This is a genomic window from Micromonospora sp. NPDC005252 (assembly GCF_042872475.1).
Taxonomy (GTDB): domain Bacteria; phylum Actinomycetota; class Actinomycetes; order Mycobacteriales; family Micromonosporaceae; genus Micromonospora.
Map to the genome: position 1 here is coordinate 54,727 of NZ_JBIAKN010000008.1, position 20,716 is coordinate 75,442.

Here is a 20,716-nt window from a genome sequence, read left to right on the forward strand (position 1 = left end):
CGCGGGAGGGCTGTGGCCTACCGTGCCCGGCGGAGGGATCAAGCCTGACCGCCCGGAGCCGGGCACGGTAGGCCACAGCCCTCAACCTGGAACACGACGAGCCGAGCTACCCCGCCAACCGCCAGCGCCCGTTTCGCGCGACCAGCGTGGTGAGCGCCTGCGGCATGAGGCCGGAGTGGTTGTCGGGCGTCATGCGGATCGGGCCGGAGAGGCCGTCGATCTGGGACGTCTCCAGCACGTCGCGGATGCCGTTCCGGTCGACCTTCCCGGCCGGGCCGCCGGCCCGCAGTTCGGCGTCGGCGATCAGCTGGATCGCGTCGGCGGCGAAGGACGAGGCTCCGTTGTAGCCGCCGAAGCGGGCCGTGTAGTCCTGGAACCACTGCCGCCGGGCCGCCTTCGCCGGGGTGGTGGCGATCACGTCGTCGATCACCATGGTCTGGGTGAAGATCAGCGTGGCCCGCTCGGTGGCTCGGGCCGCGGCGCCGAGGAAGAGATCGCCGGCCGCTCCCGCGTCGAAGAACAGCGCCCCCCGGAACGAGGCCTGTTGGGCGCTGGTCGCGGCCAGCGCGGCCTGCTCCGGCGGTGTCCAGACGACCAGCGCGTCGGGCTTGAGCTTGGTGAGTTTGTCGACCTGCTGGCCGACCTCGGTGTCGGTGGTCTTCACCGACTCCTCACCGGCCACCTTGATGCTGGCCTTGGTCAGTTCGCGGCGCAGTGCGAGCATGCCTTCCCGGCCGTAGTCGTCGTTGCTGGCGAGCAGGCCCACCTTGCGGACGTTCTTGCGACGCAGTTCGGTGGTGAGCGCCGCGGCGCTGTCCGCCGCGTTCGGGCCGAGTTTGAACACGTAGCGCCGCTCGGCGACCGGGCTGGCGATCGCACCGGAAGCGGCGAGCGCAATGGTGGGAATCCGCTTGTCGTTGATGATCCCGACCGCGCCGACCGCGCATTCGTTACAGCCGCCCATGACGATGGCGCTGACTTGGGAATCGCTGCTGAACTCGGCGATGTTGCGCAGTGACTCGGCGGCGTCGGAACGGTTGTCCTTGACCTTCAGATCGATCTTCCGGCCGTTCAGTGCTCCGGAGGAGTTCAACTGCTCGACCTTGAGTTTCAGGGCCCGCTGGTATGTCTGACCGACGGGGGCCGCAGCCCCGGAGAGTTCGAGATCGGCAGCGATCACGATCGGACTCGTGTCCTGCTCCGCTCCACCGAACTGGCAGCCGGTGAGCGTGGTGGCCACTACGGCCGATGCGAGCGCCGCGATGGTCGCGGAGCGGATGGGGCTCAACTCAGTCCTCCAGGTGCGGGCGCGGGCGCTGCCCGGTCACCGCCGCTAATCCGTCCTCAGTGGAGGACGGGATCTCCTCTGCCGTACGGTGTGCGCGAAGCCTGCAAAACCTTGCCAATGGCCGGCGCTGTGGTCAAGCGCGGACCCCGGTTGCATTTTCGGGACGGTCATCCCACATGCTGGGGTAACACAATGTTTGCAAAAGCTCACTTTGCATACACGCGTGACCACTCTGGAGTTACATGCCCTGTTCAGGGGCTTGCGGAAATGAAGGTATCAGTTGACCGGATCAGGGGTTCCGCGCCGTCCGACCGTTTCCTGCCTCACTGCGGCTTCCCAAACACGATCTTCTCTGATGAAATCGCGGCCGTGCCGCACGTGGTCCCCTCCGCTTACGGCACGGCTCGGCGGGCCAGGCGGGGAAGAAACGACGGAGGCGATGTCGTGAGCACCGGACCGACGACCCTGCCCGCGCTCGGCGAGAATGCTCGGCGTACGCGCCGGCGCCTGCCGAGACTGCGGGACGCCCGGATCCGGTCCAAGCTGGCGCTGATTCTGGTCGTTCCGGTGGCCGCCGTTATCGCGCTGGCCACCGTCCGGCTGATCTCGGTGGGCGAGGGCGCCTACGACGCCACCCGGGCCCGGTCGCTCACCGCGCTCTCCATCGACGTCAGCGCGCTGACCCAGGATCTCCAGGCCGAGCGGATGGCCGCGGCGGCCTACCTGGCCGCTCCCCAGCAGCCTGCCGACGCGTACAACCTGCGGGTGCGCCAGACGCAGCAGCGCGTGGACCAGTACAACGCCGAGCGGGGCCGCATCGGCGACGTGCCGGCGGCGCTGCGGGACCGGCTGGCGGCGATCGACGACCACCTGTCCACCCTGGACGGCACCCGCCAGGAGGTGCTGGACCGCCGGCAGATGGCGGTCGCCGAGGCGGTGCTGCGCTACGGCGTCATCCTCACCGACCTGGTCGCCTACGGCGACGGGCTGGCCCAGCTGCCCGGCGACGAGAGCCTGTCGGACAGCCGTCGCGCGGTCGCCGCGTTCGCCCGCGCCAAGGCGTCCGTCGCCGAGGAGGAGGCGGTCGCCTTCACGGCGCTGACCGCCGGCCAGCTCGACCCGGAGCAGTTCTCCTCCTTCGTGGCCACGCTGACCAGCCAGCAGGAGGCACTGGTCGCCTTCTCGCTCGCCGCTGACCCCGTGCAGCGGGCCCTCGTCGACAGCACCGTCTCCGGTGACGCGGTCGGCCTCTCCGACCGGGTCGCCACCGACATCACCCGCTCCGTCGGGCAGCGCCCGCTGGTCAGCGCGCAGGACGCCACCGCCGCCATCGGCGCGGTCAACGACCTGATGCGCTGGGCTGAGACCCAACTGCAGGACCGGCTGCTCGAGCAGGCCGACCAGGCGCGTTCGGACGTCATCCGGCAGGCCGTGGTCGAGTCGATCCTGGTGCTGCTCACCCTGATTATCGCGGTGTCGCTGGCCGTGGTGCTGGCCCGATCGCTGAACCACTCGCTGCGCCGGCTGCGCGAGGGCGCGCTCTCGGTGGCCAACCACGACCTGCCGGACGCCGTGCAGCGGCTGCAGAACATGGGCAGCGTGGGTGACGGTGGCGTGGACGAGATCGTCCGCCAGGTCCGGGACCCGATCCAGCTGAACAGCCGTGACGAGGTCGGTCAGGTGGCGTTGGCCTTCAACGTCGTCCACCGGGAGGCGGTGCGGGTCGCCGCCGAGCAGGCCGCACTGCGCACCAGCGTCTCGGCGATGTTCCTCAACCTGGCCCGCCGCAGTCAGACCCTCGTCGACCGGATGATCGGCGAGCTGGACGCGATCGAGCGCGGCGAGGAGGACCCGAAGCGGCTGGCCCAGCTCTTCGAGTTGGACCACCTGGCCACCCGAATGCGCCGTAACGACGAGAACCTGCTGGTCCTGGCAGGCGCCGACTCCGGCGCACCGCGCCGCGACGACGCGTTGGTCGTGGACGTGCTGCGCGCCGCGCAGTCCGAGGTGGAGCTCTACAACCGCATCGAGTTCGGCACCGTCGACACCGACATCTCGGTGGCCGCGCACGCCGTCAACGACGTGGTACGCCTCGTCGCCGAGCTGCTGGACAACGCCACCCGGTTCTCGCCGCCGAACACGACGGTCGTCGCCGACGGTCGCCGTATCCGCGACTACGTCCTGATCCAGATCGAGGACCGCGGGCTCGGCCTCACCGACGAGCAGCTCGACTCGCTCAACCGCCGGCTGGCCGCCCCGCCGAGCGTGGACGTCGCCGCGTTCCGGTTGATGGGTCTGGCCGTGGTGAGCCGGCTCGCCTCCCGCTACGGCATCCGGGTGGAGCTGCGCCGCAACGCGGAGGGCGGCACCGTCGCCCAGGTGACGCTGCCCGCCGCCACCGTGCTCCTGCCCAGCAACCGGGGCCGCGAGCAGGTGCTCACCCGTCCGCGCCAGCCGATGGCGGTCGAGCAGACGCCGCTCACCCCGGTCAACCACGCCGAGTCGTACGCCGGGGCCACCACCGCGGCGGCGACGCTGCCCGACCAGTGGCGGACCAGCGCCCCTGCGCCCGCGCAGTGGCAGTCGCCGGTCGACGCGCGGGACACCGCCCCGGCCGTGCAGGCCGGCGGCTACACCGGGGCCCGCCCGACGGTGCCGCCCGCCGCCGCGCCGGCCACCCCGGTCCCGCCCGCCCGAACCGCGTACAGCAACGGCGCGGGCACCTCGGTGGGCAGCCCGACCGTGGCGTACCCGACCATCGACGCGCTGCCCCGACGCGGCTCGACGGCCGACACCACGGACGGTCGGAGCGCGCCGGTGCTGCCCGTCGGGCCGGTCGCCGGTCCCGGAGCGGTCGCCCCGCCGGCGCCGCCCGCGACGCCGGCCCCGCCCGTGCAGCCCGCCCCGCCGGCCACGCCGCCGACGCCCGCCGCGCCGGTCAGCACCCGGCCGGAGTTCCCCGCCGAGGCGCCGATCTTCCGGGAGATGGAGGCGGTCTGGTTCCGGTCGCACGGCGACGACGCCACCGCGATCTTCACCCGGCCGCAGTTCGACACACCGCCCGCGCCCGCCGACGCCGGCCTGCGGGGGGCCAACGGCGGTCAACCGGCCACCGCGTCCGCGCCGGCGACCGCGCCGGCCCGACCGCCACTGCCCACCCGCACCCCGGGCAGTTCCGAGGGCACCGGAGCGCAGAGCGTGGGAAGCATGGACGGATTCGGCGGTGCGAACACCGGCGGTCGTGGCGGTGCGAGCACCGGCAATCGTGGCGGTGTGAGCACCGGCGGTCGCGGCGCCTCGACGCCGAAACCACCGCCGTCGTACACCCCGCCGGCCGTCCCGACGGCGCCGGTAGCGGCCCCCGCCGCCACGGCGAGCACGCCCCCGCCGGCCACGGACCCGGACGCCTGGCGGACGGCGGCCGACGAGGGCTGGTCGCTGGCCAGCCGGGCCGCCGAGCCGGCCGCCGCCGGCACCACCCGCTCGGGTCTGCCCAAGCGGGTGCCGCAGGCACAGCTCGTGCCGGGTGGCATCGAACCGAAGGGTGGCCGGGACCGCAGCCGGCGGACCCCCGATGAAGTACGCGGCCTGTTGTCGGCCTACCACCGCGGCGTACAGCGTGGTCGGACGGCCGGCACGGACCTGAACAGCACCTCGACCAAGGAGAGCCGATGAACAGGCCAGCTGCCATGCAGGACATGGGTTGGCTGCTCACCAACTTCGCCGACAGCGTGGCGGGCATCGCCCACGTGGTGGCGGTGTCCGCCGACGGGCTGCTGCTCGCGTCCTCCCGGGACCTGCCGGGGGACCGGGCGGACCAGCTCGCCGCGATCACCTCCGGCGTGGTGAGCCTGACCGAGGGCGCGGCCCGGATGTTCAGCGCGGGCGGGGTGTTGCAGACCGTCATCGAGATGGACAGCGGTTACCTCTTCCTCATGTCGATCAGCGACGGCTCGTCGATGGCCGTGCTGGCCGCGCGGAGCTGCGATGTGGGCCAGGTGGGCTACGAGATGGCGCTGCTGGTGGAGCGGGTCGGTGCCGCGCTGGTGCCGCTGCCGAGGGACGCGGTGCGTTCGTAGCGCCGGTAGACCCGGCGCGCGGACCGCGCGCCGGAACAGGGATGGGAGGCGGTGTGGGCCGGCTCCGCTGGGGACGAGGAGGTGATCATGGATGGACCAACGGCGCGCTGACCCGCGCGGCGCTCTGGTGCGTCCGTACGCGGTCACCCGTGGTCGTACCGAGCCCCGGCAGGACATCGCCCTCGAGGCGGTCCTCACGGCCTCTCCCACTCAGGTTGCCGAGTCCCGTTTCGCGGGGCACGACAAGCACCGCATCGCCACCGTCTGCGAGGGCCGTGCACAGTCGCTGGCGGAGATCGCCGCGTACACCCGGATGCCGCTGGGCGTCGCCCGGGTACTGGTCGCCGACATGGTGGCCGAGAGCCTGCTGACGTTACACACTGCTGCTCCCGCCGAGGGGTTCGAGGAGCGGATGGAACTGCTTGGAAGGGTGCTAAGTGGACTTCGCAGGCTATGACCCCCCCGCTGGGGGGCGGCCGAGCCGGGGAATCGTCTCCGCGAAGATCGTCGTCGCGGGCGGCTTCGGCGTCGGTAAGACGACCCTCGTCGGCTCGATCTCCGAGATCACGCCGCTGACGACCGAGGCGGTGATGACAGCCGCGGGTGTCGGTATCGACGACCCGTCCAAGGTGCCGGGCAAGGAGACCACCACGGTCGCCATGGACTTCGGCCGGATCACCATGGCCCAGGACCTGATCCTGTACCTGTTCGGTACGCCGGGTCAGACCCGCTTCTGGTTCATGTGGGACGAGATCATCCGAGGTGCGGTGGGTGCCGCCGTCCTGGTGGACACCCGCCGGATCACCGACGCGTTCGCCCCGCTGGACTACTTCGAGAACCGCAACCTGCCGTACGTGGTGGCGCTGAACCGGTTCGACGGCGCTCCCCAGTACGAGCTGGAGGAGATCCGCGAGGCGCTGGCCATCTCGCCGCAGGTGCCGTTGGTGATGACCGACGCCCGGCACCGGGATTCGGTCAAGCAGGTGCTGGTGACGGTGGTCGAGCACGCGATGCTCCGGCTCCAGGCCGAGCACGGTCGGGGCTTCCCCACGCCGGTCGGCTGAACCACCGCGTCGTGGCCGGCACACCAGGGCCGGCCACGACGCGTCAGTCGACCCGGAGCCGGTAGCCGCGCTTGACCACGGTCTGCACCACGCGCGGCGCGCGCAGGCCGGCCCGCAGGCGTGCCACCGCCATCTCCACCGCGTGCTCGTCGGCGCCCCGGGGGAGGGTCCGCAGCAGCGCGGTGCGCGACAGCACCCGTCCGGGGGCCTGGGCCAGCGCCCGCAGCACCGCCATGGGGGCGGGAGCCAGCGGGCGTAGTTCCCCGTCGATCACCGCCGCGTGCCCGCGCAGGGTGAGCAGGTGCCCGCCGGCCTTGAACGTCAGGGTCCGGCGAGGCAGTTCGTCGACGATGGTCCGCACCAACGCGCCCAGCCGGGCCCGCCCTGGCGCGCTCACCGGCACCCCGTGGCGCAGCAACGGCTCGGCGGTCACCGCGCCGACGCAGCTGGCCAGCACGTCGCTGCGGAGCGCGGCCACCACCGCGTCGGTACGGTCCCCGGCGGCCCGCAGCAGCGCCTCGGCCGCCGGTGCCGAGGTGAACGTCACCGCGTCCACCAGCCGGCCGGCGATCAGGTCGATCAACCGGTGCAGCGGCGCCGGGTCGGTCGGCGGCGCCCAGCGGTAGACCGGCACCTCGATCACCGTGGCGCCGGCCGCCTCCAGCGCGAGCGTGCACTCGGGCTGCCGCTCACCGTGCAGCTGCATGGCGATCACCTGCCCGGCCACGCCACGGCGGCGCAGGTGATCGACCACCTCGTCGCAGCTCTCCGACGCCGGTGACCACTGGTCGTGCAGCCCGGCCGCGCGGATCGCGCCGCGTGCCTTCGGGCCCCGGGCGACGACGTACGAGCTGGCGAGCACCGAACGCAGTGGTTCGGCCAGCCCCCAACCCTCGGCCGCCTCCAGCCAGCCGCGCATCCCGATGCCGGTGTTGGCCATCAGGATGTCGGGTGGCTGGTCCAGGCAGGCGCGGGTCGCCTCGCGCAGTTCCGTGTCGTCGGACAGCGGCACGATCCGCAGCGCCGGGGCGAGCACCACGCGGGCGCCCCGGCGTTCGAGCAGCGCGGCCAACTCGTCGCGCCGCCGGTCGGCGGTCACCCCGATGGTGAAGCCGGCCAGTTCTTCCCGCATCAGCCCTCCCGTCGCAACCGCACTTCGACGATCCCGTCGTGGCAGCGCGTGTCGTGCCGGGCCACGGCCATCCCGGGCAGGTCGAGGCACTCCCCGGTGCGCAGGTCGTACACCTGCTTGTGCAGCGGGGAGGCGACCGTCGGCACGCTGCCGCGGCTGCCCACGATGCCCCGCGACAGCACGTACGCCCCGGAGACCGGGTCGCGGTTGTCGATCGCGAACAGCCCGTCCACGGTGTGGAAGAGGGCGACCTGCACGCCGTCGACCAGGGCGGCGGCGCCCCGGTTCGGCTCCAGCCGGTCCAGCGGGCACACCGGGGTCCAGGTCAGCGTGGTGGTGGGGCTCATCGCCGTACCCCCGGAAGGCCGAGGGTGACCGGCTGCCGGCGGTGACCGCCGGGCGGACCGTCACCACGCGCGGGCACCGGCTGGCCGCGCTCCTGCGCGAAGGTGATCGACGGGTCGGGCACGTCGGGGGCGTTGACGAAGGAGGTGTAGCGGCGCAGCCGCTCCGGGTCGTCCAGCACGTCGCGCCACTCGTCGGAGTACGACGCCACGTGTCGGGCCATCGCCGCGTCCAGGTCGGCGCAGAGCCCCAACGAGTCGTCCACGATCACCGCGCGCAGGTGGTCCAGGCCGCCGTCCATGGCCTCGATCCACCCGGCGGTGCGTTGCAGCCGGTCGGCGGTGCGGATGTAATACATTAAAAATCTATCGATTAGTCGAATCAGTGCTTCTGTCGACAAATCAGTGGCGAACAGGTCGGCGTGGCGGGGCCGGAAGCCGCCGTTGCCGCCGACGTAGAGGTTCCAGCCGGTCTCGGTGGCGATGATGCCGAAGTCCTTGCTGCGGGCCTCGGCGCACTCCCGGGCACAACCGGAGACCGCCGACTTGAGCTTGTGCGGCGCGCGCAGCCCGCGATAGCGCAGCTCCAGCGCAACGGCCAGCCCCACCGAATCCTGCACCCCGTACCGGCACCAGGTCTCGCCGACGCAGGACTTCACCGTGCGCAGCGCCTTGCCGTACGCGTGGCCGGACTCGAAACCGGCGTCCACCAGGCGTCGCCAGATCTGCGGCAGCTGCTCCACCCGGGCCCCGAACAGGTCGATCCGCTGCCCGCCGGTGATCTTCGTGTAGAGCTGGAAGTCCCGGGCGACCTCGCCGATGACGATCAGCTTCTCCGGGGTGATCTCGCCGCCGGGGATGCGGGGCACCACCGAGTAGCTGCCGTCGCGTTGCAGGTTGGCCAGGAAGTGGTCGTTGGTGTCCTGCAACGACGCCTGCTCCCCGTCGAGCACGTGGCCGTTGCCCAGCGAGGCGAGGATCGACGCCACCACCGGTTTGCAGATGTCGCAGCCGCGTCCCCGGCCGTGCTCGGCGACCAGCCGGGAGAACGTGCGGATGCCGCGGACGCGGACGATCTCGAACAGCTCGCGGCGACTCACGTCGAAGTGCTCGCACAGCGCCGTGGACTGTGCCACGCCGGCCGCGTCCAGCAGCTGCTTGAGCATCGGCACGCAGGAGCCGCAGCTCGTGCCCGCCCGCGTGCACGCCTTCAACGCCGGCACGTCCGCGCAGCCGCCCGCGATGGCGTCGTCCACGTCGCCGCGGGTGACCGCGTTGCAGGAGCAGACCTGGGCGGTGCCGGGCAGCGCTCCGGCGTCCGCGCCGCCGCCGTCCGGGGCGAGCAGCGCCAGCGGAGCGGCCGGCAGCGGGCCGCCCACACTGGCCCGCAACGTCGGGTACGCGCTGGCGTCACCCACCAGCACCCCGCCCAGCAGAGTGTGCGCGTCGTCGGAGAGGACCAGTTTCGCGTACACCCGGGTGGCCGGGTCGGTGAACGTGACGTCCAGGCAGTCCTCGGTGGTGCCGTGCGCGTCGCCGAACGACGCCACGTCGACACCGAGCAGTTTCAGCTTGGTGGCGGTGTCCGCGCCCGGGAAGGTCGCCGCGCCGCCGACCAAACGGTCGGCCACCACCTCGGCCGTCGCGTACCCGGGGGCGACCAGGCCGTGGCAGGTGCCGTCGACCGCCGCGCACTCACCGACGGCCCAGACGCGCTCGTCGGCGCTGCGGCAGGTCGCGTCGACGAGCACCCCGCCGCGCGGACCCAGCGGCAGGCCGGCGGCCCGCGCCAGCTCGTCGCGGGGCCGGATGCCGGCGGCCACCACGACCAGCTCGGCGTCGACCACGCGGCCGTCGGACAGCTCCAGGGCGTCGACCGCGCCGTCGGCGCCAGCCCGGATCGCGGTGGTGGCCACCCCGAGGTGGGTACGCACACCCAGCTCCTCGACGTAGCGGCGCAGCATCGCACCACCGGCCTGGTCCACCTGCACCGGCATCAGCCGGGGCGCGAACTCGACCACGTCGGTGCTCAGGCCGAGCAGGCGCAGGGCGTTCGCCGCCTCCAGCCCGAGCAGTCCGCCGCCGATCACCGCGCCGACCCGCCGGCCCCGCGCGTACGCCCGGATCGCCGCCAGGTCGTCCAGGGTCCGGTAGACGAACACGCCGGGCAGGTCGGCGCCGGGCACCGGCGGCACGAAGGGGTACGACCCGGTGGCCAGCACCAGCGCGTCGTAGCCGTACTCGCCGACGGCGGTGGTCACCACCCGCCGGGCGCGGTCGATGGCGGTGGCCGGCTCACCCAGGCGCAGTCGCACACCGTCGTACGGGGTGTGCACGTTGAGCTCGTCCTCGCTCACCCCGTCGAAGTACGCCGAGAGCCGCACCCGGTCGTACGCCGGACGCCCCTCCTCGGCCAGCACGGTCACCCGCCAGCGGCCCTGCGGATCACGGGCGCGCAGCGCGTCGACGAAGCGCTGCCCCACCATGCCGTTGCCGATGACGACCAGGTCCCGACCGCTCATCGCGTCACCTCCACCGATTCCGCTTCGGACAGCCAGTCGACGATGCCGCCGACCGCGTCCCGGCATCCGCCGCATCCGGTGCCGGCCCGGGTCCCCGCCACCACCGCGTCGACCGTCCGCGCGCCGGAGCGCCAGCACCGCACCAGCGCTCCCTTGGTGACGGTGTTGCACTGGCAGACGACTGCCGCGTCCGGCATCAGCGCCGGTGACGCGCTCGGCGCCGCGACGGCCCCGCCCAGCGCCCGGCCCAGCAGCAGGGCCCGCCGGTCGGCCGGCACCGGGTGACCCCGGTCGAAGAGCTGGATCACCGTGCCGACCGAGGGGTTGTCGCCGAGCAGGATCGCGCCGATCAGCCGCTCGTCGTGGATCCGTAGCCGGGCGTACGTGCCCCGGGCCGGGTCGGCGAAGGTCAGCTCCTCGCCCGGCCCGCCGCCCGCCGCGTCGCCCATCGCGGCCAGGTCGATTCCGGCCGCCTTGAGTCGGGTCACCACCGGCCGGGGTCGGTAGCGGGCCAGCGGGTCGGTGCCGGTCAGCACGTCGGCGAGCACCCGGGCCTGGGCCCAGGCGGGTGCGACCAGCCCGGTGATCGCGCCGTCGTGCTCGGCGCAGTCGCCGAGCGCCGAGACCCTCCGGTCGTTGGTGCGCAGCCGGTCGTCCACCACCACGCCGCGCCGCACGGTCAGCCCGGCGGCCTGCGCGAGGGCGGTGTCCGGGCGTACCCCGCAGGAGAGCACCAGCAGGTCGGCGTGCAGCGACCGGCCGTCGGCCAGGTCGAGGCGGACGCCGGTGTCGTCGGCGACGACTCCGGTCGCCGGCACCGCGAGCTGGATGGTGACGCCGAGCCGGGCGAGCGTGCCGGCGAGCACCGCGCCGGCCGCGGGGTCGAGCTGCCGTTCCATGAGGTGCCCGGTGTGGTGCACGACGGTGGTGGCGAGCCCCCGGGTGGCCAGGCCGCGGGCGGCCTCCAGGCCGAGCAGCCCACCACCGAGCACGATCGCGCTGCGGGCCCCGTCGGCGACGGCGAGGATCCGGCGGCAGTCGTCCAGGGTCCGGAAGGGAACGACCCGCTGCGGCAGGTCGGTCGGGTCGAGGCCGGGCAGCGGCGGCACCACCGCCCGCGCGCCGGTGGCCAGCACCAGGTGGTCGTAGGAGATCCGTTCGCCGTCGCCGGTGCGGACCTCGCGGGCGGGCCGGTCCACCGCGGTCACCGGCACGCCGGGGCGCCTGTCGATGCCGTGCCCGGCGGCCTCGGTCAGCTCCACGTCCGGTTCGGCGATCCGGCCGGTCAGCAGCGTGGAGAGCATGATCCGGTTGTACGCGCGGTGCGGCTCCGCCCCGAGCACGGTGACCTTCCGGTCTCCCTCGCGGGCGTGCAGCTCGGCCGCGAGCCGGGCACCGGCCATCCCGTTGCCGACGATCACCACTCGGGCCGTCATGCCTTCTCCACCCGGACCGCGCAGATCTTGAACTCGGGCATCCCGGAGATCGGGTCCACCGCGTCGTTCGTCACCGAGTTGGCTCGGCCGGCGCCGGGCCAGTGGAACGGCGCGAAGACCGTGTCCGGGCGGATCCCCGCGCTGAGGCGGGCCGGCGCGCGCAGCTCGCCTCGGCGGGACGTGACCCGCACCGGGTCGCCGTCGTCGATGCCCAGCCGGGCCGCCAGGTCGGGGTGCAGCTCGACGAACGCCTCGGGCGCGGCGCGGCGCAGCGCGGCCACCCGGCGGGTCTGGGTGCCGGACTGGTACTGGGCGAGCACCCGGCCGGTGGTGAAGTGCAGGGGATACGTGGCGCAGACCTCCTCGGCTGCCGGCCGGTGCTCCACGGCGTGGAACCGGGCCCGGCCGTCCGGGGTGCCGAACCGGTCGGCGAAGAGCCGTGGCGTGTCCGGCCCGTCCTCGCTGGGGCAGGGCCAGAAGACACCGTCGGTCTCGTCGATCCGGGCCCAGTCGATGCCGGCGTAGTCGGCGACCCCGCCGGCGGAGGCGCGGCGCAGCTCGGCGAACACGGTGGCCGGATCGGTCGGAAACCGCGCCGCCGCCGTCCCGGCGTCGCCCAACCTCGCCGCCAGGTCGGCGAGGATGGCCAGGTCGGTGCGGACGCCCGGCGGAGGCGGGCGCAGCGCCCGTCGACGCAGCACGCGGCCCTCCAGATTGGTCATCGTGCCGTCCTCCTCGGCCCACTGCGCGGTGGGCAGCACCACGTCGGCCAGGGCCGCCGTCTCGGAGAGCAGCAGGTCGGCGACGACCAGCAGGTCGAGGTCGCGCAGCCGGCCCTCGATCCGGGCGGCCCGGGGAGCGGAGACCACCGGGTTCGAGCCGAACACCAGCAACGCCCGGGGGCCGTCGGGGGTGCCGAGCGAGTCGAGCAGTTGGTAGGCCGGCACGCCCGGGCCGGGCAGGTCGTCGGCCGGCACGCCCCAGACACCGGCGACGTGTTCCCGGGCCGCCGGATCGTCGATCCTGCGGTAGCCGGGGAGCTGGTCGGCCTTCTGCCCGTGCTCGCGCCCGCCCTGGCCGTTGCCCTGGCCGGTGAGGCAGCCGTACCCCGAGCCCTCGCGGCCGGGCAGGCCGAGAGCGAGAGCGAGATTGACGTACGCGGTGACGGTGTCGACGCCCTTGGCGTGCTGCTCGGCGCCGCGCGCGGTCAGGATGATCACGCGGCTGCCGGTGCCCAGCGCGCGGGCGGTCGCCTCCAGGTCGGCCACCGGCACGCCGGAGAGCTGTTCCGCGCGGGCCGGCCACCAGGCGGCGACGCTGCGGCGGACCGCGTCGAAGCCGGTGGTCCGCTCGGCCACGTACGCCTGGTCGACCCACCCTTCGGTGAGCGCGATGTGCAGCAGCGCGTTGGCCACGGCGAGGTCGGTGCCGGGCAGCGGTTGCAGGTGCAGGTCGGCCTGGCGGGCGGTGGCGGTGACGCGGGGGTCGACGACGATGAGCCGGCCGCCGCCCCGGCGCTGCTCGGTGAGCCAGCGCACCAGCGGCGGCATGGTCTCCGCCGGGTTGGCGCCGACCAACAGCAGGGTGTCGGCCCGGCCGAGGTCGGCCAGCGGGAACGGCAGCCCCCGGTCGACACCGAAGGCGCGCAGCCCGGCGGCGGCCGCAGAGGACATGCAGAACCGTCCGTTGTAGTCGATGTTGCGGGTGCGCAGCGCGACCCGGGCGAACTTCCCCAGGGCGTACGCCTTCTCGTTGGTCAGCCCGCCGCCGCCGAAGACGGCGACCGCGTCCCGACCGGAGCTGTCACCGATGGCGCGCAGGCCGGTGACGATCCGGTCCAGCGCGGCGTCCCAGGTCGCCGGGCGCAGCTCGCCGCTGACCGGGTCGCGCAGCAGCGGGGTGGTCAGCCGGTCCGGGTGGTCGAGCAGTTCGGCGGAGGTCCAGCCCTTCTGGCAGAGCCCGCCCCGGTTGGTGGGAAACTGGCGGGGGAGCACGCTCACCCCGGTGTCGTCCTCGCGCAGCGTCATGCCGCACTGAAGGGCGCAGTACGGGCAGTGCGTCGCCACCTCCCGGGGGGTTCGCCCCGGTCGAGTTGCCGGCCATGCACCGTCTGTCATGTCCCGAAAGCGTGCCGCCGGGCGGTTTCCGGTCCGGGTCTCTTCTGTTTCGGTCCTGTCAAGTGGGGCTCACACCGCACAGGGGCAGCGGACGTGACGGGCGGGTGATGGCGGCCCCGGACGGACGCGTGACCAGCGGCGGCGCCGGGCTTCATCTCCTGGGATGGTCAGCGTAAGTCGGCGCGGCGGGGCGGCGGGTAAGGACGTCACCCGCGCGTGGGTTCGCCGCGGACCCGCTCATGCGTTCACCCGGAGCTGCCCGGCGACGCGGTCGAGTCGGTTCACCGGCCATGGCGGAACGATGGTCCCTGCTGGCCAGGGCGCGCCCGTGAGTGCTCGCCCGTGGAGATCTTGGACAGTTTCCGTTAGCTCGTAACGGAAACTGTCCAAGATCTGGGGCGGGGCAAGAGCGGCCCCGGCACGAACGGGTCCGCCGGGTCTCGGGTCCTTGCCGGCCGCGCTGTCTATGACCACCTTGCGATCAGTGCTTATAATGTGGGAAACCTGTCTCAATTTATGGGAGACTGCGATGAGCGTGGTGGACGTCTTCGACGCGGTGGCCGGTACCTATGACGAGGCCCGTCGGCGGCTCGTGCCCTGCTTCGACGCGTTCTACGGCACCGCCGTCGAGGTGGCCGCGCCGCCGCTGCACGCCGCGCTGGCCGCCGGCCGTACCCCCGAGGTGTTGGATCTGGGCGCGGGCACCGGCCTGCTCTCGCTGCTGCTCGCCGCGGCGGTGCCCGGGGTCCGGCTGACCCTGGTGGACGCCGCACCGGCGATGCTCGCCCGCGCCGCCGACCAGTTGAACGCGCGGTCCGTGCCACACCGAACGGTCCGGGCCGACCTGGCGGACGAGTTGCCGCCGGGCCGGTACGACGCGGTGGTCAGCGCCCTGGCGATCCACCACCTGGACGACGCCGGCAAGCGCGCGCTCTACCGGCGGGCCGCTGCCGCGCTGGCGCCAGGCGGGGTGTTCGTCAACGCCGAGCAGGTCGCCGGCCTCACCCCGGCGCTGGACCGGCGCTACGACGAAGTCTGGACAGCCAGGATCACCGAGCTGGGCTCGTCCCCCGAGGAGATCGCCGCCGCCCGGGAACGGATGAGCCACGACCGCCCGGCGACCGTGGCCGACCAGTGCCGGTGGCTCGCCGAGGCGGGCCTGGTCGACGTCGACTGTTTCTTCAAGGAGTGGCGCTTCGCGGTGTTCGGCGGCCGGGCCGGGTAATCCCGGCGGAATGTACGTTTCGCCGCCCCGGGGCGAGTCGATGGGCGTGGGGATGACTGGGGGTCATACCGCTGGGTAGTCTCAGCGGCATGACTGCCAAGGTGACGTTGTCGTTCACAGACGAGACGATCGAGGAGGCCCGACGCTTCGCCAAGCGCGAAGGGCTGTCCCTCTCGGCGTGGATGGACCAGGCCGCCCGCGAGAAGGCGCTGCGCGAGGTGTTCACCGCGCACGCCGCCGCCGTGGGTCGTGCCGGCCTCGACCTGGAGTCCGCCGCCCTCGCCGACGCCCGCGAGGTCGGCATGGTCAACGATCTCTACTCCGGCGGACGGCCGCGTGCTGCGTAGGGGTGAGGTCTGGCGCATCGAGGGCGCCCGGGAACGCCTCGGGCTCGTGATCAGCTCGGACGTCTACAACTCCACAGACGTGCCCATCGTGATCGTGGTCGAGGTGGTCGAGGAATCACTGCTGCGCGACTCACCCCTTGCCGTGCCGATGGGCCGGTACGTGGTGATGCCCGACCGGATCTCCGCACCGATGAAGAAATGGTTCACCGACTGCGTGGACGTCGCCGACACCGAGACCATGCTCCGGGTCGGCCGCGCCCTGCGCATCCTCCAGCAGCTCTGAGCCATCGGACCTCACCATCGCCGCCGGCCCGTGGTGCGGTAGGCGTTTCCGGGTCGACCCGTGACGGGCACTGCCAGGTAATCCCGCTTTCCTAGCGTTCCTCCTCGTCGCATCGACGAGGAGGAGCCGCCGTGAGCGCGCTCACCAGCACCGCAGTCCGGTGGCGGCAACCTCGGCGTGCCCGCGGTGCAGCTGGTCGGGCTGGCGGTGCTCGCCACCGCCGGCGCCGCGTACCCCCGGTTGGTGCCCGCGGTCTACCTGCCGCTGATCGTGCTGGCCGCGCTGGCGGCGGCCCGCTGGCTGGACACCGTGCCCGGCGCGCGCAACGAGCCCGGGTCGCTGCGCGAGGCTGCCCGGGACCCGCACACCTGGATCATGTCGCTGCTCTACATCGGCACCTTCGGCTCGTTCATCGGGTTCGGCTTCGCGTTCGGCCAGGTGCTCCAGCTCCAGTTCGCCGAGCGGTTTCCCACAGCCGTCGACGCCGCCTGGCTGACCTTCCTCGGGCCGCTTGTGGGCTCGCTGATCCGGCCGCTGGGCGGCCACCTCGCCGACCGGCTCGGCGGAGCCCGGGTGACCTTCTGGAACTTCGTGGCGATGGCGATCGGCGCCGGCACGGTGCTGTACGCGGCCCGCGAGCGCTCGTTCGGGCTCTACCTGGCCGGCTTCCTCGCCCTCTTCGTCTTCTCCGGTGTCGGCAACGGCTCCACGTACAAGATGATCCCGGCGATCTTCCAGGCCCGGGCGGCGGACGCCGTGGCCACCGGCACACGTGACCCGGAGGCCGCCGCGCGGTGGGCGCGGCGGATGACCGGCGCGTTGATCGGCATCGCCGGCGCGATCGGCGCCTCCGGCGGGGTGCTGGTCAACATCGCCTTCCGCCAGTCGTTCCTCGGCTCCGGCAACGCCGATTCCGCCTACCTGGCGTTCATCGGCTGGTACGCGCTGTGCTGCGCGGTGACCTGGTTCGTCTACCGGCGTCCGGGGTCCCATCGGCTCGCCGGGGTGTGATCCGGGTCATGACCGGCGCGTCGCCGCGCGGCATCCCACCCCCGTTTTGACCTGCCGATGGGGCGCCGGGTATCGTTGCCTGCTGTTGTACGACATCCAGAGGCGTGCCCTATCAGGTACGCTTGGTCGTTCGTGCGCGCTGGTCCGGCCTGCTAGATCTGGTCACCTCGGCGCGCGACCCCAGACCGACGACGAGACAAGGTAGACCTGTGCGTACGTACAGCCCGAAGCCGGGTGAGATCGAGCGTCAGTGGCACGTCATCGACGCCTCTGATGTCGTGCTGGGCCGCCTGGCCACCCACGCCGCCACGTTGCTGCGTGGTAAGCACAAGCCGACTTTCGCGCCGCACGTCGACACGGGCGACTTCGTCGTCATCGTGAACGCGGGCAAGGTTGCGCTGACCGGCAACAAGCGCCAGACCAAGGTCGCTTACCGCCACTCGGGTTACCCGGGTGGTCTGAAGCAGGTCGGCTACGACGAGCTGCTGACCAAGCGCCCCGAGCGGGCCATCGAGCTGGCCGTGAAGGGGATGCTCCCGCACAACAAGCTCGGCCGTCAGCTGATCAAGAAGCTGAAGGTCTACGCCGGTGCCGAGCACCCGCACCTCGCGCAGCAGCCGGTGCCGTTCGAGATCAAGCAGATCGCGCAGTGAGCGCGGGCGAAGGAAGCAGCATGACCGACATCATCGAGACCGAGGTCGCCCCGGAAGCCCCCGAGGCTACCGAGGCGCCGGCGCCCGTCGCCCGCGCGCCTCGTGGTGACCGGCCGATCCAGACCGTGGGCCGCCGCAAGGAGGCCATCGTCCGGGTCCGCATCGTCCCGGGCACCGGCAAGATCACCTGCAACGGGCAGGACCTCGAGGCGTACTTCCCGAGCAAGGTGCACCAGCAGCTCATCAAGGACCCGCTGGTCACCGCCGAGAAGCTCGACCAGTTCGACGTCATCGCCAACCTGCGTGGCGGCGGCACCACCGGCCAGGCCGGTGCGCTCCGGCTGGGCATCGCCCGCGCGCTGATCATCAGCGAGCCGGACGACCGCCCGGCCCTCAAGAAGGCCGGCTTCCTGACCCGGGACGCCCGGGTCAAGGAGAGCAAGAAGTACGGCCTCAAGAAGGCCCGTAAGGCTCCCCAGTACTCGAAGCGCTGATCTTTCCCAGCGCGTTGTACTTCTGACGGACGGCCGGTCCGCCTCCCCTCGACCGGGGAGGTGGGCCGGCCGTTCCGCTTTCTCCTTCTCGGTAGTGCTCATCGGAGGTTGGCGGGTATGGGTCGGTTGTTCGGCACGGACGGCGTACGCGGGCGGGCGAACGCGGATCTCACCCCCGAATTGGCGCTCGCGCTCGCCGTGGCCGCCGCGCACACACTCGCCGAGACGGACCGCAGCCACCCGCCGCTCGCCGTGGTCGGCCGGGACACCCGGGCCAGCGGCGAGATGCTGGAGGCCGCCGTCGTGGCCGGGCTGACCAGCGCCGGCGCCAACGTGGTACGCGTCGGCGTGCTGCCCACCCCGGCCGTGGCGTTCCTCACCGCCGAGGCGAAGGCCGACCTCGGAGTGATGCTCTCCGCGTCGCACAACCCCATGCCGGACAACGGCATCAAGCTCTTCGCCGCCGGCGGGCACAAACTGCCCGACGAGATCGAGATGCGGATCGAGGCGGCCGTCGAGACGAACGCCACCACCGCCTGGGACCGGCCGGTCGGCGCCGGCGTCGGCCGGGTGCACGACCTGCTCGACGGTGCGGACCACTACATCCAGCACCTCGTCGGCACCGTGCCGCACCGGCTCGACGGGATCAAGGTCGTCGTCGACTGCGCCAACGGCGCCGCCGCCGAGGTCGCGCCCGTCGCGTACCGGGAGGCCGGGGCCGAGGTCATCGCGATCCACGCCGAGCCCGACGGGCTGAACATCAACGACGAGTGCGGCTCCAACCACATCGAGGCGCTGCGCGAGGCCGTCGTCGAGCACGGCGCCCACCTGGGCATCGCCCACGACGGTGACGCCGACCGCTGCCTGGCGGTCACCGCCGACGGCGACGAGGTCGACGGCGACCAGGTGATGGCGATCCTCGCGCTGGCCATGCGCGACGCCGGCACGCTCACCCAGGACACCCTGGTGGCCACCGTGATGAGCAACCTCGGCCTGCGGCTGGCGATGTCCGCGCAGGGCATCCGGCTGATCGAGACCAAGGTCGGCGACCGGTACGTGCTGGAGGAGTTGCGCGCCTCCGAGCTGGCGCTCGGTGGCGAGCAGAGCGGCCACATCGTCATGCCCGCGCACGCCACCACCGGCGACGGGGTCCTCACCGGCCTGCACCTGATGGCCCGGATGGCCGCGACCGGCAGATCCCTGGCCGAGCTGGCCTCCGTCGTCACCAAGCTGCCGCAGGTGCTGATCAACGTCCCGGTCGGCGACCGCACCGTCGGCGCCGCCGCGCCGGCCGTCCGTGCCGAGGTCGAGCGGGCCGAGGCGGAGCTGGGCGAGACCGGCCGGGTGCTGCTGCGCCCGTCGGGCACCGAACCGCTCGTCCGGGTGATGGTCGAGGCCGCCACCGAGGCGACCGCCCGCGAGGTCGCCGAGCGCATCGCCGACCTGGTACGCACCGCCAGCCCCGCCGGGTCGTAGTCGAGTGGACCGGGGCTTTGGCCCGGCGCGTCAGCGGGTCAGGGCGCGCAACCGGGTGACCGCCTCGGTCAGCACCTCCGGACGCTTGCAGAACGCGAACCGGACCAGTCGTCGGCCGGCCTCGGCGTCGTCGTAGAAGACCTGGGTCGGCACGGCCACCACGCCGCAGCGCTCCGGCAGCGACCGGCAGAACTCCACCCCGTCCGAGCCGCCGAGCGGGGTGATGTCGGCGGTGACGAAATACGTCGCCTCCGACGTCAGCACCTCGAAACCGGCGTCGGTGAGGCCGCCCACGAGCTGGTCGCGGCGCTGCTGGAGCCCGTCGCGGAAGCCTGTGTAGTAGTCGTCGGGCAGGGCCAGCGCCACGGCGACCGCAGGTTGCAGCGGAGCGGCGTTGACATAGGTGAGGAACTGCTTCACCCGCAGCACGGCCGAGACCAGCGCCGCCGGGCCGCTCACCCAGCCGACCTTCCAACCGGTGCAGGAGAACGTCTTGCCGGCCGACGAGATGCGCAGCGTCCGCTCCCGCATCCCGGGCAGCGCGGCCAGCGGCACGTGCGGACCGGACGCGTCCGTGAACACCAGGTGCTCGTAGACCTCGTCGGTGACCGCGTACGCGCCGTACTCCTGACACAGCTCGGCCACCAGCGCCAGCTCGGTCGGCGTGAACACCTTGCCGGTCGGATTGTGCGGTGAGTTGAGCAGCACCAGTCGGGTACGCGGCCCGAACGCCGCCCGCAGCGCCGCCGGGTCGAAGGCGTACCGGCCGTCCGCGGCGGGACGCAGCGTGACCGGCCGCCGGACCGCGCCGGCCAGCGCGATCGAGGCGGCGTACGAGTCGTAGTACGGCTCGAAGCAGACCACCTCGTCACCCGGCTCGCACAGCGCGAGGATGCTGGCCGCCACCGCCTCGGTCGCGCCCGCCGTGATCACGATCTCGCCGTCCGGGTCGTACGACAGGTCGTGGAACCGCCGCTGGTGGGCCGCGACGGCCGCGCGCAGGGCGGGTATCCCCGGACCGGGCGGGTACTGGTTGTGCCCGCCGCGCAGCGCCTCGGCGGCGGCGGCCAGCATCTCCGGCGGGCCGTCCGTGTCCGGGAAGCCCTGGCCCAGGTTGACCGCCCCGGTCCGTACGGCGAGGGCGGACATCTCGGCGAAGATCGTCGTGCCGAACGGCCGCATCCGGGCCACCAGCGGGTCGACATCGGTGCTCGTCGTCACCTGCGCCAGCCTACGGGCACCCGG

General features: G+C 72.8%; 18 protein-coding genes and 1 pseudogene. 12 read left to right on the plus strand and 7 right to left on the minus strand.

The window, feature by feature from the left end; translation table 11 throughout:
- Positions 1-106: 106 nt before the first annotated feature.
- The gene (locus tag ACFYPH_RS22300) at positions 107-1,240 is read right to left on the minus strand and encodes an ABC transporter substrate-binding protein (protein WP_387184490.1); all 1,134 of its coding nucleotides are present in this window, start codon (positions 1,238-1,240) and stop codon (positions 107-109) included.
- Here ACFYPH_RS22300 and ACFYPH_RS22305 point away from each other — a divergent pair.
- The 5 genes from ACFYPH_RS22305 to ACFYPH_RS22325 all read left to right on the plus strand — a co-directional run bounded on the left by ACFYPH_RS22305 (position 1,191) and on the right by ACFYPH_RS22325 (position 6,431).
- The gene (locus ACFYPH_RS22305; RefSeq protein ID WP_357253710.1) at positions 1,191-1,337 is read left to right on the plus strand and encodes a hypothetical protein; all 147 of its coding nucleotides are present in this window, start codon (positions 1,191-1,193) and stop codon (positions 1,335-1,337) included. The two genes, ACFYPH_RS22300 and ACFYPH_RS22305, sit on opposite strands and share 50 nt — an antisense overlap.
- 395 nt (positions 1,338-1,732) lie before the next feature.
- A complete protein-coding gene (locus ACFYPH_RS22310; protein WP_387184293.1) occupies positions 1,733-4,963 on the plus strand; it encodes a nitrate- and nitrite sensing domain-containing protein in 3,231 nt (1,076 codons plus the stop codon).
- Positions 4,960-5,367 (plus strand): roadblock/LC7 domain-containing protein, encoded by a 408-nt coding sequence (locus ACFYPH_RS22315; RefSeq protein ID WP_007465177.1) that lies wholly within the window; start codon positions 4,960-4,962, stop codon positions 5,365-5,367. The genes ACFYPH_RS22310 and ACFYPH_RS22315 overlap by 4 nt, the downstream gene beginning before the upstream one ends.
- A gap of 91 nt (positions 5,368-5,458) precedes the next feature.
- A complete protein-coding gene (locus tag ACFYPH_RS22320) occupies positions 5,459-5,824 on the plus strand; it encodes a DUF742 domain-containing protein (RefSeq protein ID WP_007465174.1) in 366 nt (121 codons plus the stop codon).
- Positions 5,805-6,431, plus strand: coding sequence for an ATP/GTP-binding protein (locus ACFYPH_RS22325; RefSeq protein WP_354862014.1), 627 nt, complete (start codon positions 5,805-5,807; stop codon positions 6,429-6,431). Before ACFYPH_RS22320 ends, ACFYPH_RS22325 begins: the two co-directional genes overlap by 20 nt.
- A 43-nt stretch (positions 6,432-6,474) precedes the next feature.
- On the opposite strand, the gene ACFYPH_RS22330 is transcribed toward ACFYPH_RS22325, so the two are convergent.
- The 5 genes from ACFYPH_RS22330 to ACFYPH_RS22350 are packed head-to-tail and all read right to left on the minus strand — an operon-like array spanning position 6,475 to position 13,982.
- Positions 6,475-7,563 carry a uroporphyrinogen-III synthase gene (locus tag ACFYPH_RS22330; protein ID WP_354862012.1) on the minus strand — a complete coding sequence of 363 codons (1,089 nt, stop codon included), beginning with the start codon at positions 7,561-7,563 and terminating at the stop codon, positions 6,475-6,477.
- Positions 7,563-7,910 carry a nitrite reductase small subunit NirD gene (gene nirD, locus ACFYPH_RS22335; RefSeq protein ID WP_354862010.1) on the minus strand — a complete coding sequence of 116 codons (348 nt, stop codon included), beginning with the start codon at positions 7,908-7,910 and terminating at the stop codon, positions 7,563-7,565. The genes ACFYPH_RS22330 and nirD overlap by 1 nt, the downstream gene beginning before the upstream one ends.
- On the minus strand, positions 7,907-10,429 hold the full coding sequence (gene nirB, locus ACFYPH_RS22340; RefSeq protein WP_354862009.1) for a nitrite reductase large subunit NirB: 2,523 nt from the start codon (positions 10,427-10,429) through the stop codon (positions 7,907-7,909). Before nirB ends, nirD begins: the two co-directional genes overlap by 4 nt.
- Entirely contained in the window at positions 10,426-11,865 is a 1,440-nt protein-coding gene (locus tag ACFYPH_RS22345; RefSeq protein WP_354862007.1) for an FAD-dependent oxidoreductase, read from the minus strand. The genes nirB and ACFYPH_RS22345 overlap by 4 nt, the downstream gene beginning before the upstream one ends.
- The gene (locus ACFYPH_RS22350) at positions 11,862-13,982 is read right to left on the minus strand and encodes a molybdopterin oxidoreductase family protein (RefSeq protein ID WP_387184299.1); all 2,121 of its coding nucleotides are present in this window, start codon (positions 13,980-13,982) and stop codon (positions 11,862-11,864) included. The genes ACFYPH_RS22345 and ACFYPH_RS22350 overlap by 4 nt, the downstream gene beginning before the upstream one ends.
- Before the next feature lie 529 nt (positions 13,983-14,511).
- Here ACFYPH_RS22350 and ACFYPH_RS22355 point away from each other — a divergent pair.
- The 7 genes and pseudogenes from ACFYPH_RS22355 to glmM all read left to right on the plus strand — a co-directional run bounded on the left by ACFYPH_RS22355 (position 14,512) and on the right by glmM (position 19,471).
- Complete coding sequence (locus ACFYPH_RS22355) at positions 14,512-15,207, plus strand: methyltransferase domain-containing protein (RefSeq protein WP_387184301.1); 696 nt, start codon at positions 14,512-14,514, stop codon at positions 15,205-15,207.
- 89 nt (positions 15,208-15,296) lie between these two features.
- Positions 15,297-15,554, plus strand: a complete 258-nt coding sequence (locus ACFYPH_RS22360; protein WP_354855324.1) for a DUF6364 family protein — start codon at positions 15,297-15,299, stop codon at positions 15,552-15,554.
- Positions 15,544-15,837, plus strand: a complete 294-nt coding sequence (locus ACFYPH_RS22365) for a hypothetical protein (protein WP_354855325.1) — start codon at positions 15,544-15,546, stop codon at positions 15,835-15,837. The genes ACFYPH_RS22360 and ACFYPH_RS22365 overlap by 11 nt, the downstream gene beginning before the upstream one ends.
- Positions 15,838-15,993: 156 nt before the next feature.
- A pseudogene (locus ACFYPH_RS22370) lies at positions 15,994-16,848 on the plus strand (nitrate/nitrite transporter); the annotation flags it as partial.
- A gap of 209 nt (positions 16,849-17,057) precedes the next feature.
- Positions 17,058-17,501, plus strand: coding sequence for a 50S ribosomal protein L13 (gene rplM, locus ACFYPH_RS22375; protein WP_007465158.1), 444 nt, complete (start codon positions 17,058-17,060; stop codon positions 17,499-17,501).
- A 20-nt stretch (positions 17,502-17,521) separates the two neighbouring features.
- Complete coding sequence (gene rpsI, locus ACFYPH_RS22380; RefSeq protein ID WP_355068231.1) at positions 17,522-17,995, plus strand: 30S ribosomal protein S9; 474 nt, start codon at positions 17,522-17,524, stop codon at positions 17,993-17,995.
- Positions 17,996-18,112: 117 nt separating this feature from the next.
- Positions 18,113-19,471, plus strand: coding sequence for a phosphoglucosamine mutase (glmM, locus tag ACFYPH_RS22385; protein WP_354855327.1), 1,359 nt, complete (start codon positions 18,113-18,115; stop codon positions 19,469-19,471).
- Between the two features lie 30 nt (positions 19,472-19,501).
- Here the strand turns inward: glmM and ACFYPH_RS22390 are convergent, their stop codons facing one another.
- Positions 19,502-20,692, minus strand: a complete 1,191-nt coding sequence (locus tag ACFYPH_RS22390; protein ID WP_354855328.1) for a pyridoxal phosphate-dependent aminotransferase — start codon at positions 20,690-20,692, stop codon at positions 19,502-19,504.
- Between the last annotated feature and the right edge of the window lie 24 nt (positions 20,693-20,716).

Excerpts from the sequence above, each read along its gene's own strand:
- ACFYPH_RS22315 (WP_007465177.1), top strand. The coding sequence starts at position 4,960 with ATGAACAGGCCAGCTGCCATGCAGGACATGGGTTGGCTGCTCACCAAC.
- ACFYPH_RS22320 (WP_007465174.1), top strand. The coding sequence starts at position 5,459 with ATGGACCAACGGCGCGCTGACCCGCGCGGCGCTCTGGTGCGTCCGTAC.
- ACFYPH_RS22330 (WP_354862012.1), bottom strand. The coding sequence starts at position 7,563 with ATGCGGGAAGAACTGGCCGGCTTCACCATCGGGGTGACCGCCGACCGG.
- nirD (WP_354862010.1), bottom strand. The coding sequence starts at position 7,910 with ATGAGCCCCACCACCACGCTGACCTGGACCCCGGTGTGCCCGCTGGAC.
- nirB (WP_354862009.1), bottom strand. The coding sequence starts at position 10,429 with ATGAGCGGTCGGGACCTGGTCGTCATCGGCAACGGCATGGTGGGGCAG.
- ACFYPH_RS22345 (WP_354862007.1), bottom strand. The coding sequence starts at position 11,865 with ATGACGGCCCGAGTGGTGATCGTCGGCAACGGGATGGCCGGTGCCCGG.
- ACFYPH_RS22350 (WP_387184299.1), bottom strand. The coding sequence starts at position 13,982 with ATGACAGACGGTGCATGGCCGGCAACTCGACCGGGGCGAACCCCCCGG.
- ACFYPH_RS22355 (WP_387184301.1), top strand. The coding sequence starts at position 14,512 with ATGAGCGTGGTGGACGTCTTCGACGCGGTGGCCGGTACCTATGACGAG.
- ACFYPH_RS22360 (WP_354855324.1), top strand. The coding sequence starts at position 15,297 with ATGACTGCCAAGGTGACGTTGTCGTTCACAGACGAGACGATCGAGGAG.
- rpsI (WP_355068231.1), top strand. The coding sequence starts at position 17,522 with ATGACCGACATCATCGAGACCGAGGTCGCCCCGGAAGCCCCCGAGGCT.
- glmM (WP_354855327.1), top strand. The coding sequence starts at position 18,113 with ATGGGTCGGTTGTTCGGCACGGACGGCGTACGCGGGCGGGCGAACGCG.